We start from the raw sequence: 13,126 nt of genomic DNA on the forward strand, positions 1-13,126 counted from the left end.
TGGGCCTACTGGACCTGGGCGAACGGATCGAGCACCTCGTCCGCGGCGGCGAGCAGTTCGCCCATCGTCGTCGAGGGTTGCCGCTCGGACGGTTTGGTGCGGATCTCGATCGACTCGGCGACCTGTCGGGCCCTGCGCGCGGCGGCCGCGCTGTTCTCCGCGCGCACCACGACCACCCCGGACCGGTCCTCCGACCAGTGCAGCGGGCGGACGTCCTGGCCCGGCTCGGCCTTGACCTCGACGCGCACCACACCATCGGCCGCGCGTGCCTCGTCGACGCCCTCGACCGACTCCACGCGCCCGGCGGGCGGCGTGAGGAAGCGCACCGCGGCGGCGCCGTCGGCGGCCGGCTGCGGAACGGTGACCGGGGCGGGGAGAGCCAGTCGGTACGTGAGCCGTTCCAGGTCGACGCCGTACACCATGGCCACGAGTTCGTTGATGTGCCCTCCCGCGCAGCGGTTGTGGGACTCCACCACGCGCGGCCCGTCGGCGGTGAGGATGACCTCCGTGTGCGCGGGGCCCTCAACGAGGCCGACGGCGTCCAGCATCCGGCAGACGAGCGCGGCGACCGCGCAGGCCTCGTCCCGGCTCACCTCCGCCGGAACGACATGGCCCAGCGCGACCACGCCGTCGCCGTTGTCCTTGCCGGTGATCGCGAGGACGAAGTGCCGACCCGCCACGGAGAAGCTCTCCACGCTGATTTCGGGGCCGATCAGGAGTTCCTCGATCATGAAGTCGCCTACGCCGAACGAGGCCAGCCAGTCCCAGGCCTCGGCCGCCTCGCCCGGCGAGCGGACCTTGCGCACCGCGAGGCTGCCCGACCCCATCGTCGGCTTCACCACCGCCCCGCCGTGATGGGCGACGAAGTCCCGCAGCGATGCGTGGGTGGTCCCGCGCGCCGCGGCGACCCGGCCCAGGTCCCGGGTGTTCAGGAGGCCGCGCAGGGCGAGTTTGTCGTGGAGCACGCGGGTCACGTCGACGCCGTTGCCCGCGAGGCCCAGGGCCGTGGTGAGGTGCCCCGCGACCAGGGGACCCGCCTCGGTCTGGCTCAGGACCCGGGTGAACGGAACGTGTCGGTGCAGCGCCCCGGCCAGCGCCGTGACCAGGCCGATGTCCTGGTAGTCGATCAGGTGGGTCTGCGCGCAGTGCTCCATGGCGGAGGGTTCGAAGAGGGCGGGCTTGTCGACGTTCACCACGGCTAGGCCGCATTCCGCCGCCTTCCGCGCGCTCTCCGCGGTCCCGCCCAGGAGCAGGATCCGCGGTGTGTCCGGACTCGGTGCCGAAGCGCTCATCGCCGGCTCCCCTCGTCGACGGCCGTCGGGAAGAACCCGGAATCGGCGAAGTACCGCACGTAGCCCGCGAAGGCCTTCGCATCGATGTCCAGGCAGGTGATGCCCGTGTCCCGCAGCAGCCGGCGGGTGTCGGTCGCATCGAAGCGGACGCTGCCCTCTCGGTCGGGGTCGCGACCGTCGCCCATGACGCCCAGCAGCGGGAAGGCGGCGTTGTCGGGCAGGGCCTCGATGGCGCGCAGCCACTCCCGTACGGGCACGCCCGTGATGGAGAGGCCCAGCTCGCGTCGCACGCACGCAACGGCACGGCCGAACGGCATGAGCCGCACACCGGCGAGGTGGAAGTTCCTGCCCGCGGCCTCGGGGTTGCTCGCCAGGGCGACGACGGCGCGGCTGACGTAGTCCACCGGGACCAGGTCGAAGGCGACGTCGTCGAGGCGTGGGGCGAGGCCCGCCTGCGCGCAGCCCTTGAGGAGCAGCCACAGGAAATCCGCGCTCTGGCAGGCGCCGGTGGTGGAGTCCCCCGCGATGCGGGTCGGCCGGTATACGGTCACCGGAAGGCCGCGCTCCCTCGCGGTCTCGACCAGCCGCTCGGCCACCCACTTGCTCTGGGTGTAGCCGTGCACGAGCGCCTCGACCGGGGTGAGGGGTTCGTCGGGCCTGAGCCGGCGGGCGGTGAGCGCCGGTCCCGCGAACACCCCGACCGTCGAGATGTGATGGACCGGGACCGTGCGGTGGGCCGCGGCGAGCCGCAGCACCTCGACGGTGCCGCAGACGTTCGCGAGCCGCGACTGAGCGTACGCCTGGGCGAGGTTGACGCTGGCTCCCGCGTGGTGGATGACGTCCACGGTGCGCGCGAGCCGGTCGAAGACCTCCTCGCGCAGGCCGAGCCGGGGCAGCCCGAGATCGCCGGCGTGGACGACGATCCGCCCCTGTGCCTCCTCGTTCGCGATGCCGTACGCCTCCTGGGCCGCGCGCAGCCGCTGTGCCGCGTTCGCCTGGTCGGTACCGCGCACGAGACAGTGGATCCTGGCGGACGTGCGGATGAGGAGTTCACGCAGCAGGAAGGCGCCGAGGAAGCCGGTGGCGCCGGTGAGCAGCACCTCCTCGGGGTCGGTGACGACGGTGAGTACCTGCGGCGCGGGCACGATGTCCGGCGGCAGGACCAGGTCGGCCGTCGGGTCCGGGGCTTCCGGCTGCCGCCCGAGCCGGTCCACGAGCCGAGCCAGAGCCGCGGGCGTGGGCGCGGTGAACACGCAGTTCATCGGGAACGCGACGCCGAACTCCTCACGCAGGGCGAGGGCCAGCCGCACGGCGCGCAGGGAGTCGCCTCCCCGCGCGAAGAAGTCGTCGTCGACACCGAGGGCGCCGACGGCGCCGATTCCGAGGACCTCGGCGCACAGTTCGCTGACCCGCTTCTCGGTGGGCGTGCGCGCGGGCTCGCCCGGCGGGGGCGTCGCCTGCCTTCCGGCGCAATCGAGTGCGAGTGCTGTCCTGTCCACTTTGCCGCTGGGCGTCAAGGGGAAGGAGGTCAGCGGCACACACGTGGCCGGCACCATGAAGGAGGGCAAGCGGTCGCGGAGGGCGGACCGCAGGGCCTCGGGCGTGATGCCGTCCGCGGCGGCGGGGAGGTAGCCCGCGACGAGGCGCTTGCCGTCCCCCGGCGCCCCGTCGGTCGTGACCACCACGGCGTCGGCCACTCCGGGAACGGCCTTGACGGCGGACTCGACCTCGCCCGTCTCCACCCGATGGCCACGGATCTTCACCTGGTCGTCGGTGCGGCCGAGGAGCTCGATGCGGCCGTCGGGCAGCAGCCTTGCCAGGTCGCCGGTGCGGTACACACGCCCGGGCGCCGGAACGTGGGGGTCGCGCAGGAACCGCTCGGCGGTGAGTTCGGGAAGACCGAGGTAGCCCTGTGCGGGAGCCCGGCCGCCGATGTGGAGTTCACCGGTGGCGCCGACCGGGCACGGCCGCAGGGCGCCGTCCAGCACGTAGACGCGGGCGCCCGGGACGGGACGGCCGATGGAGGGGCGCTCGGGCCAGGACGCGGGGGGTCCTGCGAGGCGCTCCGAGGTGACCACATGCGTCTCCGTCGGGCCGTACTGGTTCTCCAGCGACGCGTGGGTGAGGTCGGTGAAGAACCTTCGGATCGCGGGCGTGACGAAGAGCTGCTCCCCGGCGGTCACCACTTCCCTGAGCGAGGGGCACCGGCGCTCTGCGGCGCACGCGTAGCGGGCGAGCTGCTGTAGGGCGACGTACGGCAGGAAGAGCCGCTCGACGCGGTGCTCGCTCAGCACGTCGCACAACCGTTCGGGGTCGGTGCGCACGGCGTCGTCGATCAGGACGACGGCGCCTCCGGAGGCCCAGGTGGCGAAGAGCTCCTGGAAGGCGACGTCGAAGCTGAGGGGGGCGAACTGAAGGGTGCGGGCGCCCGGACGGGAGTGGGAGCGGCGATGCTGCCAGTCGACGAGGCCCGCCAGCGAGCGGTGCGGCATGGCCACGCCCTTGGGGCGGCCGGTGGATCCAGAGGTATAGAGCACGTACGCGATGTCGTCGTCACCGACGGCAGGCAGCCTGGACGGGGCCTTCGCCGCTCCGCCCGCGGCGGCCCGGTGCGGCGGAACGTCGTCCAGGAAGATCACGGGGAGGTCGCCGGGAAGCGTCAGCCCGGCGGCCACCGAGCGCCGCGTCACCAGGACCGTGGCGCCGCTGTCCCGGAGCATGTGGCCGATGCGCTCGGCTGGGTATCCGGCGTCCAGCGGCACGCAGGCGCCGGCCGCCTTGAGCACCGCGAGGACCGCGACCGGCAGGTCGAAGGTGCGCTCCACGCAGACGGCCACCCGACGGCCCGCGTGTCCCCGTTCGACGAGCAGCGCCGCGACGGCGTCGGCCGACGCGTCGAGGTCCTGGTAGGACAGGGTGTCCTCGCCGCGCACCACGGCGGGGGCGTCAGGGGTCCGCCGCGCTCGGTCGGCGAAGACCGTGTGCGCCAGGGGTATGAGGGCATCCTGACCCTGCTGGTCAGGGCCCGAGGTCCAGCAGTCGCGGATGAGCCGCTCCTCGGCGTCGGACAGGATCCGCAGGTCCGCAAGGGCGGTCTCAGGGCGGGCCACCGCGTCCGCGACCACCATCCGATAACGCTCCGCCAGGAGTTCTGCGGTGCGCTGGTCGAACAGGTCGGTCGAGTACTCCAGGAAGCCGCGCAGCCCGTCGCCCTCGGGCACCACGCTCAGGAAGACGTCGTACTTCGCCGTGCCGTTGTGGAGTGACAGCCGCTCGGTGCTCGCGCCGGGCAGGTTCAGCCCCGCGGCCTCCTGGGAGTCGGCGGTGAAGACGATCTGGAAGAGCGGGAACCTGCTGAGGGTGCGCTCCACGCCCAGCTCGCCGACGAGCCGGCTGAAGGAGACCTCCCTGTGCTCGACCGTGTCCAGTACGGCCTCCTGGGTCGCGGCCACCAAAGACGCGAACGACTGCGCGGGAACAACCTTCTGACGTACCGGCAGCACTTCGGCAAGGCAAGCGATCATCGAGTCGACCGCGGGCTCGTCCCGCAGCGAGACCGGCGTCCCGACGACCAGGTCGCGCTGCCCGCTCAACCGATGTGTGAGCGCGGTCAGGGCGGCGAGCAGCACCACGTACGGCGAACTGTGGCGCTGCTCCGCGAGCGCGCCGACGCCACGGGCTACCGACGCATCGAGGGTGAACTCGACCTGTCCGCCGCGGTGGCTCATCACCGCCGCCCGCGGACGATCGGTGGGGAAGGCCGTCTCGTCGGGGGCGTCGCGCATCGCGGTCCGCCAGTACGCCAGGTGTGCGGCGTCCGTCAGGCGCGCCGACCGACGGCGGCGCTGTGCGTATCCGCCGATCTGCTGCGGCAGTTCGGGCAGCCCATGCCCGGTGCCTGCGAGGGCGGCCCGGTAGCAGGCGCTGAACTCGGCATCGAGCAGATGAAGGCTGGTGCCGTCGATCGCGGCGTGGTGCAGGGCGACGAGGAGCACCGCGTCGCCGTCCACATTGCGGGCCGGTTCGAAGAGGTACGCCCTGAGCAGCGGCGGGGCGTCGAGTGGGAGCGGCGCGGTCAGCGCCTCGCGCAGGGCCTCGGCCAGCCGGTCGGCGGGCACCGACCGCCTGGTGACCGTGACCGGCGCCGCGGGCAGGACGGTCTGCACGGGCCGCTCCCCGGCCAGGTGGAGGCGGGTGCGCAGCGCCTCGTGGCGCCGGACGATCTCGGAGAGGGCGGCCTCGACGGCGGGCACGTCGAGGCGGCCGTCGATGCGGTGGGCCCATGACTCCACGTACCGCGAGTGGCCGTCCTGGAACTGGTCGTTGAGCCAGATCGACTCCTGCTCGAACGACATCGGGTGGCTGGCGTGCGGCGTCTCCGCCGCACGCTGCTCGAGTTGCTGGCTGGTCACTGTGGTCCGATCTGTTCAGGCCTGCCGGCAGAGGCGAGCTCGACCTGCTGGAGGTAGTCGTCGAAGCGCGGGTGGGCGAAGACCGTCCTGAGCTTGACGGTGACGCCGGTCTCCCTGAGCAGGGCGCTGGAGAGCCGGGCCGCCGTGAGGGATCCGCCGCCGAGCGCGAAGAAGTCGGAGTCGGCGCCGACTTCGCGCACTCCGAGCGCGTCCTGCCACAGCCGCCGCAGGACGCTCCGCACGTCAGGGGAGCCCTCGGGTCCGGTGCCGCCGTCCAGGCGGGCCGTGGCCGCCGCGCGCAGGGCCCGCACGTCGACCTTGCCGCCCTCGGTGAGGGGGAAAGCGTCCCAGCCGAGGATCGCGGCGGGGACCATGGCCGGGGGGAGCAGGGCGCGCAGCCGGCCGGTCACCGTCTCCTGGTACGCCCGGTCGACGGGGCTCGGGGTGCACACACAGCCCACGAGGGTCTCGCCGATCTGGAACACCTTGGCGTCTGTCACCGCGGGCTGCGCGGCCAGTACCGCGGCGATCTCGCCGGGTTCGACGCGTACGCCGTTGACCTTGAGCTGGTCGTCGTCGCGTCCCAGAAAGTGGAGCAGACCGCGTTCCACACGCACCCGGTCCCCGGTCCGGTACCAGGTGCCGTGCCCGGCTCCGCCGAGCGTCCCCCGGACGAAGCGGTCCTCGGGGAGCGGATCCGTGCCGAGGTAGCCGAGAGCGACGCCGGGCCCGCCGATGAGCAACTGCCCCTCAGACCCCGCGAGTACAGGGGCGCCCCGCTCGTCGACGACCGCCGTGCGCACTCCGGACAACGGCACGCCGATGGGGACCCGCTCCCCCGCCGTCAGGTCCGAGGTCACCTCGCAGGCCACCGAGGTGATCGTGGCCTCGGAGACCCCGTAGGCGTGCACGAGGCGGGGGCGCCCCGCGGAGCACCAGCCACGGGCCGCCTCCACCGGCAGTTCCTCGCTGCCCGTGACGACCAGGCGCAGCGTGGGCAGAGCCGTGTCGCTCTGGTCCAGGTGGGCGGCCCAGCCGCTGAAGTACGAGGCGGGCAGGTTGCACACCGTGATGCCGCGTCCGTGGAGGATCCGGCCGAGCCGGTCATAGCTCACGTCGCCGAGGCCCGTGGGGAGGATGTCGACCAGGGCGCCGGCGGCGAGGGCCGGCCAGATCTCCTCGGCGGCGACGTCGAACGTGAGCGAGGACGCCTGCAGGACCCGGTCCTCCGGGACCAGTTCGAAGAGCGCGTGGACGGCTCTGCGGTGAGCTGCCAGGGAGCGTCTGGCGATGACGACTCCCTTGGGCACGCCGGTCGTTCCGGAGGTGTACACGAGGTAGGCGGGGAGGTTCCCGCGCTCGGCAGGGGTGGTGTGCCCCTCGTGGCTCCGCTCCGGAGCAGGTTCGTGGCCGCCCGCCTCGCCGTGCGTCATCACGACCGGGCCGCCGGGTCCGCCGCGCCGGAACAGCTCCTGGTCCGTGCTCTCCTCGGCCAGTACCACGCGGGGCGCCGCCTGGGCGAGCATGTGCCGCAGGCGGGCGGCGGGCACGTTCTCGCCGAGCGCGAGGTACGTGGCGTCGGCCAGCAGGACGCCCAGCAGCGCCGCCACGACTCGTGGGCTTCTGCGGCCCTGGACGGCCACCACATCACCGGCTCGGACGCCGCCGTCGCGCAGGCATTGCTCGACGCGTCGTGCGTGGAGGGTCAGTTCGGCATACGTCCAGGACTCGTCCCCCGCGGCCAGCGCGGGTCGCTCGGGGTGGCGGTGCGCCGCGGCGAGCACGGCGTCCGCCACGTCGACGGCCTCGGATTCGTTGGCGCCCATCACGACTTGACCTCTTTCGTCTTGGCCTCTTTCCCCTCGGCCCCGCGCGATCCGGTCCCCTGCGTCCCGGCCCTTTGCGACGCGACCTCGTCCGCCGGGCCTGCGGCCCTCGTCCGTAGCGCCCACGCCATCGCGGGCACGACCGCCGCGGCCACCAGGAAGAACCCCGTGGCCAACGCCGCCCAGCCGGTCGCCTCGTACCGCTCGACGACGAGCGTGACCACCGCGGGGCCGACGACGAGGTTGACCGAGCTGCCGAGGGCGAAGACGCCGCCCCAGGTGCCCTGGGCCCGGGCCGGTGCAAGCTCGTACCGGAGCTTCCAGCCCGCCGCGGAGCTCCACACCTCGCTCAGTGACAGGAGCACCACCGACGCCACCAGGGCCCCCGCGCCGACCAGGGCGGGCACTCCGGCGCTCACGGCGATGGCCAGGCACGACGCCGTGGAGGCGAAGCTCGCGAGGAGCAGCAGCCTGCGCACCCCTCCGAAGGTCTCCGCGCCCCGGCTGAGCGGCACCTGCAGGGCCACGACCAGGACGGCGTTGAGGCCGTAGAGCCAGGCTCCGAGGCCCCGGGGCAGCCCCGAAAGCGTCACGATCCACAGCGGGATGCCGATGCGCAGCACGATGTCCCCGACGGCGAGCAGGCCGTAGAGGACCGACAGCGTCAGGTACGGCACATCGCGCACGGCGTGGCGGATCGGCACGGCGTCGGCCCGCCGCTGCGGCCCCGCCTCTCGCTTCGGCAGCCCCAGGCACAGGACGGTCGCCGCCGCCTCGGCCAGGGCACTGCCCGAGATGAGTCCGAGGTAGGCGGGTGCGTCGTCCAGGGTCAGGGCGAGCCCCGCGGCGAGCGCGCCGAGGATGATCCCCACGTTGAACGCGCTGCGCAGGTAGGCGGAGACGCTCACCCGGGCCTCGCCTTCCACCATCTCCGCGACGAGCGCCTCGCGGCAGATCCAGCCTCCCTGGACGAAGACGCCGAGCAGGGAGACCACGACGACGAACTCCGCGAGCCCGTGGACCGCGGTCGCGGCGACGAGCAGCAGCACCTGCGCCACGCCCATGACGACGGTCGCCCGGCGCGCTCCGACCTTGTCGGCGAACTGCCCCAGGTGAATGGAGAGGGGAAGCCAGACGAGGCCGGCGACGGTCAGGCCGACGCCGACCTGGGACACCGGGAGTCCGACGTAGCGGGTGAAGTAGATCGCGTTTCCGGAGGCGTACATCCCGAAGCCGATGCTGGCCAGGAAGTTCACCATCGCGAGCCGGAGCAGCGGTCCGGACAGGGGTATGAGGCGGCGCACGGTTACGAGAGCGGCTTGGCGGACATGGCGGCGGCCTCGCCGACCTCGCACAGGATGTGCCCGATGCGGTCCTCGCAGTGGGCCACTTCGGCGCTGCGCAGCTCCTTGGGCCGTTCGTCGCCGCCATGCCCCAGTGGGTAGAGGCCCCGGGCCGCGACGTCCGACGCCACCGCGTCCAGTCTGCGCAGGAGCTGGCTGGTGATGCCGTCGCCGTTCACCGGCGCGCGCAGGGTCATGAAGAAGTTGTCGTACAGAATCGCCGTGCGCTCCGAGGGCCGGACGGCGGTCTCCTTGATGGACTGCTGCAACAGGGACCGGCCCTCGGGTACGAGGCGTGCGGCTATGCCGTCGTGGATGGTCTTGTGGACGTCCACGGCGCGGGCGAGCCCGGCGGCCTCCGGAGCACCTCCCCTGGCCACGCCCCGGCCCCGGAACAGGCCGCGCACGGGGACGAAGTCCGAGGCCCAGGTCCCGCTGAAGCTGCGGTGCTGGAGGTACATGCGGGGTCTGATCAGGCTCTGGTAGAGGTCGATCGGACAGGACCCGGTGTAGAGCAGCATGGCGCAGTAGCCGTACGCGTACGTCTCGAGGCGGGCCAGCGAGGCGCGGTCCGGTATCTCGCGCTCCGAGTTCCGCTCAAGGATCTGGCCCATCAGATGCCAGATCAGAAAGGTGATCTGATGTCCCGTGATCCATCGGAACCAGAACAGCTGGTCGTCGGCGGAGTCCGAAAAGGAGTCGGGCAGGTCCGGTTTCCCGCCCTCGGCGAGGAGGCGCAGACGGATCAGGACGTGGTCGGGACGGCAGGGGGGCAGGGCGCTCGGGACCAGGGCGGAGGCGACGGTCGCGTGGCCGACCGGCGGCAACGTCAGGGGTTCGAGGCCGTAGGCGAAGTCCCCGAACTCCCATGCATCGGTACGTGGTTCGGCGACAAGGGTTCCATCGCTCGCGCTTGTCATCGATGACCATCCGGTATGTAGCTGAGCTCGTACTCGAGGCCGTTCACATCGAAGAGGTAGAGGCTGCGCACGCCGTCGTCGTCGACGACGATCTCGGTCGGCAGTTCCGGTCGGGCGAAGGTGTAGCGCCCCGACTCGTAGAGCTCGATCCATCGGCGGCGACGCTCGACGAGCTCCTGAGGCGTGGCGACCTGGACGCACACGTGCTGGAAGAGGAAGCCGTCGTCGTCGGGCGTCCTGCCGTTGTGGCCCGTGCGGTCGAAGAGGTGCAGCCGAATGTCTCCGACGGAGATCTCGATCAGCTTTCGGATGCCCGGCAACCTGCTGAGGGTGAGTTCGGAGAAGCGGTCGAGTTCCCACTCCTTCTCGGCGTCGAAGAACTCCCGGTACCAGCCGAGGCAGTTGTCCAGATCTGCGGTCTGCACGCCCACGTGGTGAATTCTGGGGTGGTTCGGACGATCCACTGTGACATCTTCCTTTCGTGGCACAACCGGTCGGTGCGAAGGTGTCTTTCCGTTGGGAAGCGGTGGCGGTGACCGGGCCGGCGGCCCGGTCACCCCCGGGAGCTCCCGTCAGGCCTTGCTGTAGAGCACCCCGTCGGCCCAGACGTGCCGGGTGCGGCCCCACTTCATCGCCGACGCGGCGTCCGGGAAGAAGCCGTGACCGTTGAGGTTGGCGCTCGTGTTGCACAGCACCGGGATGCCGCTCAACTCGTGGTATGCGCGCAGGATTTCGGCGAGCACGGGGTCGTCGTCCTCGCTGACGGTCTGCAGGCGCGCGGTGCCGTCGAGGTGGGTGATGGCAGGCACTCGGTCCAGCCACTCGGGGCGCACGTCGTGGTCGAAGAGCATGTACGGGTCCGGGGTGCCCGGGTCGAATATCCGGGGGGCGTGCTCGGTGAGGCAGATGGGGGCCACCGGGCGGTAGTGCTCGCGGTCCTTGAGGTCGTTGAGCAGGTCCTTCATCGCCGGGTCGTTCGCCGGTGCGATGATGCTGCGGGCGCCGAGCGCACGCGGGCCCAGTTCCGCGCGGCCGCGCAGAAAGACCAGCGGCTCGCCGCTCTCGTGCAGGATGCGGGCGACCTCCGCGGGGGCGCAGTCCCTGGATGTCCAGCCTTCCGGGGTGCGGGGGGTCGGGACCAGGGCAGGACCCTGGCGCTGGTGCCACTGGACGGCCGACACGCCGTTGCCGCGGGCGTACTCGGCGCAAGCGGTGCCGATGGCGGATCCGGAGTCGTCCGGATAGGGCGGCACCCAGACGTCGTTGAAGACCGGGTGGGCGCGCAGGGCGCTGTTCCACTTGATGTTGAGGGCACAGCCGCCGGCGAAGCTGAGGTTCCAGGGGCCCTCGCCCTTCCAGCGCGTGATCTTCTCGACGACCCGCTCGACGAGGAGCCCTTCCATGAACTGGTGCATGCTCGCGAGGACGTCCTCGTCCGAGACGCCGAGCGCGGCGATGCGCTCGGCCGCGTCGCCGAGGTAGGCGTGCGTGTAGCGGTGCGAGGGCTCGCCGTTGCTGCCGCAGCCGATGACGGCGCGGCGGTACTCGGCGACGGCGTCGGTCGGCGCCTCGAAGTTCCGGTGGAAGGCGTCGCGCAAGGCTTCCTGTACGGCATCCTGCGGCTTGCCGAGGGCGATGTACGCCATGAGCTTTCCGGCGACGGAGAGGTCGTCGACGACCTGGGAACGGTCGCCCGTCTTCCGCGCCCAGGGACCGAAGTACTGCGCGGCCATGGCGTACGAGTGGCCGATCAGCGGGAAGACCTCGCCGCCGTTCTCGACGGTGCCCCGCGCGGCGTCCACGAAGTACAGCCGCGGGAAGCAGCCGCCGTCCCAGACGAGGACGAAGGAGTCCTCGCCGCGTGCGGCGAAGGGGCTGGAACAGTAGGCCGCCCCGAAGTGGCTCGACATATGGACATAGCTGTTGTAGGTCACCGTGGTGCCGCCGATGGGGAGTTCACCGGTGACGCCGGGGCGGACCAGGCTGTTGACGGTGTCGTTCTCGCGGTAGGGCGCGACCTTCAGTTCCAGGGGCGTGCCGTGATCGAGGACGGAGAGGTGGCCGTAGTCCGCGCCGTCCCAGCCGTCGAGGGCCCAGTGGTCGACGTCGGACACCTTGAAGCCGTGCTCGGCGAGGATCTCGGGGATCAGCCGGAGATCGGTGACCGGGCTGTAGCGGGCGTTGTTCGCCAGCTTCTGAACCTCGATGTGGAAGAGGAGCTTGTCGTCCTCCAGAAGGGCCAGTCCGCCACTGTGGGTGAGTTTCAGGCCAGCTGTGATCATGGTCGCTTCTCCCTAACAGGCGTTCATGCGCAGAAGATTGGCGTTGCGGACATTGGCGCGGGTCCGCTCCGTGCACCGGTCGAGGCCGGCTTCGTTGCCGGAGAGCAGGGTGAATCCGGTCGGGCGGAGCCGGAGTTCGACGCACTCGAGCTGCGCTCGGGCGTTCATGCCGGCGAAGACCTCACCGAGCCGGGTGCTCTGGAACACATCGCTGCTCGCGAGCGTGCCGAACTCGCCCTCGGCCCAGTGGTCCGAGTCGATGAGGCTGGAGCCGCCGTCCCAGTTGATGCCGTGCACGACGGTCCAGTCCGTGCCGTCGCGGAAGAAGTCCGCGGCTTCCTGGAACAGGTAGGCGTTGACGATCGGGTGGAGGTAGGCGTCGGCGTCGGCGGCGAGCTGGGTCTGCGCCGAGACCTCCGCGAAGGAGGTGCGTGTTCCGTACTGCTCGACCGAGAGGGCGAGCCCGAGGTCCGCCAGGACCGTCTTCGAGATGTCCTCGGCGGCGTGGTCCATGAGCACGTGGACGAGCCGGCGGCTCAGCAGACGGTCGAATTCGCCGTACGGATGATAATACCAAGTGTAGGCTATTCCATCGTCTTTCAGGTGCTGTTGCAACCATTTCACGCCGCCCGAGGGATTGGCCAGATGGTGAATGACCCCCGTGCTCGTGATCAGGTCGAAGTCGCGCCCAAGATGGTCGCCGCCGATCTCGGCGTGCCGGAAACTCACATTGTCACAGTCGTGATTTTTTGCCAACTCCCGGGCCACCGACAGCGAGTGCTCACTGAAGTCGACACCAAGGAATTCCGTGTCCGGGTATTGCAGCGCGAGACCGACGAGACGGTGCCCCGTACCGCATCCCGCGTCCATCACCTGGCAGTCTTCCAGGGAGGGAAGCACCAGGTCGAGACCCATGGCCACGTCGTAGATGGGCTCGGTGTCGGAATTCGGCAGCGGGTAGGGGAATTCCTCGTACAGCGCGCGTACATCGCCCGAGGAAGGGGGGTTGGACGACATGAGTCGACTCCTGTCCGTGCGGAAAGGACTAATT

General features: G+C 71.2%; 8 protein-coding genes. All 8 read right to left on the minus strand.

What is annotated here, in order from left to right; all coding sequences use genetic code 11:
• Positions 1 to 5 precede the first annotated feature (5 nt).
• The 8 genes from KMS84_RS00205 to KMS84_RS00240 all read right to left on the minus strand — a co-directional run bounded on the left by KMS84_RS00205 (position 6) and on the right by KMS84_RS00240 (position 13,092).
• A complete protein-coding gene (locus KMS84_RS00205; RefSeq protein ID WP_256913921.1) occupies positions 6 to 1,292 on the minus strand; it encodes an ATP-grasp domain-containing protein in 1,287 nt (428 codons plus the stop codon).
• A complete protein-coding gene (locus KMS84_RS00210) occupies positions 1,289 to 5,704 on the minus strand; it encodes a non-ribosomal peptide synthetase (protein ID WP_256913922.1) in 4,416 nt (1,471 codons plus the stop codon). Before KMS84_RS00210 ends, KMS84_RS00205 begins: the two co-directional genes overlap by 4 nt.
• On the minus strand, positions 5,701 to 7,530 hold the full coding sequence (locus KMS84_RS00215) for a non-ribosomal peptide synthetase (protein WP_256913923.1): 1,830 nt from the start codon (positions 7,528 to 7,530) through the stop codon (positions 5,701 to 5,703). Before KMS84_RS00215 ends, KMS84_RS00210 begins: the two co-directional genes overlap by 4 nt.
• Complete coding sequence (locus KMS84_RS00220; protein WP_256913924.1) at positions 7,530 to 8,834, minus strand: MFS transporter; 1,305 nt, start codon at positions 8,832 to 8,834, stop codon at positions 7,530 to 7,532. The genes KMS84_RS00215 and KMS84_RS00220 overlap by 1 nt, the downstream gene beginning before the upstream one ends.
• A gap of 2 nt (positions 8,835 to 8,836) precedes the next feature.
• The gene (locus KMS84_RS00225) at positions 8,837 to 9,793 is read right to left on the minus strand and encodes a 3-methyl-L-tyrosine peroxygenase-related protein (RefSeq protein ID WP_256913925.1); all 957 of its coding nucleotides are present in this window, start codon (positions 9,791 to 9,793) and stop codon (positions 8,837 to 8,839) included.
• Positions 9,790 to 10,224 (minus strand): VOC family protein, encoded by a 435-nt coding sequence (locus tag KMS84_RS00230; protein ID WP_256913926.1) that lies wholly within the window; start codon positions 10,222 to 10,224, stop codon positions 9,790 to 9,792. Before KMS84_RS00230 ends, KMS84_RS00225 begins: the two co-directional genes overlap by 4 nt.
• A gap of 141 nt (positions 10,225 to 10,365) precedes the next feature.
• Positions 10,366 to 12,075, minus strand: a complete 1,710-nt coding sequence (locus KMS84_RS00235) for a carbamoyltransferase N-terminal domain-containing protein (protein WP_256913927.1) — start codon at positions 12,073 to 12,075, stop codon at positions 10,366 to 10,368.
• A 12-nt stretch (positions 12,076 to 12,087) separates the two neighbouring features.
• Positions 12,088 to 13,092 carry a class I SAM-dependent methyltransferase gene (locus KMS84_RS00240; RefSeq protein ID WP_256913928.1) on the minus strand — a complete coding sequence of 335 codons (1,005 nt, stop codon included), beginning with the start codon at positions 13,090 to 13,092 and terminating at the stop codon, positions 12,088 to 12,090.
• Positions 13,093 to 13,126: the final 34 nt, after the last annotated feature.

The sequence above is a fragment of the Streptomyces hilarionis genome (assembly GCF_024539675.1).
In the GTDB taxonomy this organism is placed as follows: Bacteria; Actinomycetota; Actinomycetes; order Streptomycetales; family Streptomycetaceae; genus Streptomyces; species Streptomyces hilarionis.

What these genes read in the sequence shown, in the direction of transcription:
- KMS84_RS00205 (WP_256913921.1), bottom strand. Translation starts at nt 1,292, where the DNA reads ATGAGCGCTTCGGCACCGAGTCCGGACACACCGCGGATCCTGCTCCTG.
- KMS84_RS00215 (WP_256913923.1), bottom strand. Translation starts at nt 7,530, where the DNA reads ATGGGCGCCAACGAATCCGAGGCCGTCGACGTGGCGGACGCCGTGCTC.
- KMS84_RS00225 (WP_256913925.1), bottom strand. Translation starts at nt 9,793, where the DNA reads ATGACAAGCGCGAGCGATGGAACCCTTGTCGCCGAACCACGTACCGAT.
- KMS84_RS00235 (WP_256913927.1), bottom strand. Translation starts at nt 12,075, where the DNA reads ATGATCACAGCTGGCCTGAAACTCACCCACAGTGGCGGACTGGCCCTT.
- KMS84_RS00240 (WP_256913928.1), bottom strand. Translation starts at nt 13,092, where the DNA reads ATGTCGTCCAACCCCCCTTCCTCGGGCGATGTACGCGCGCTGTACGAG.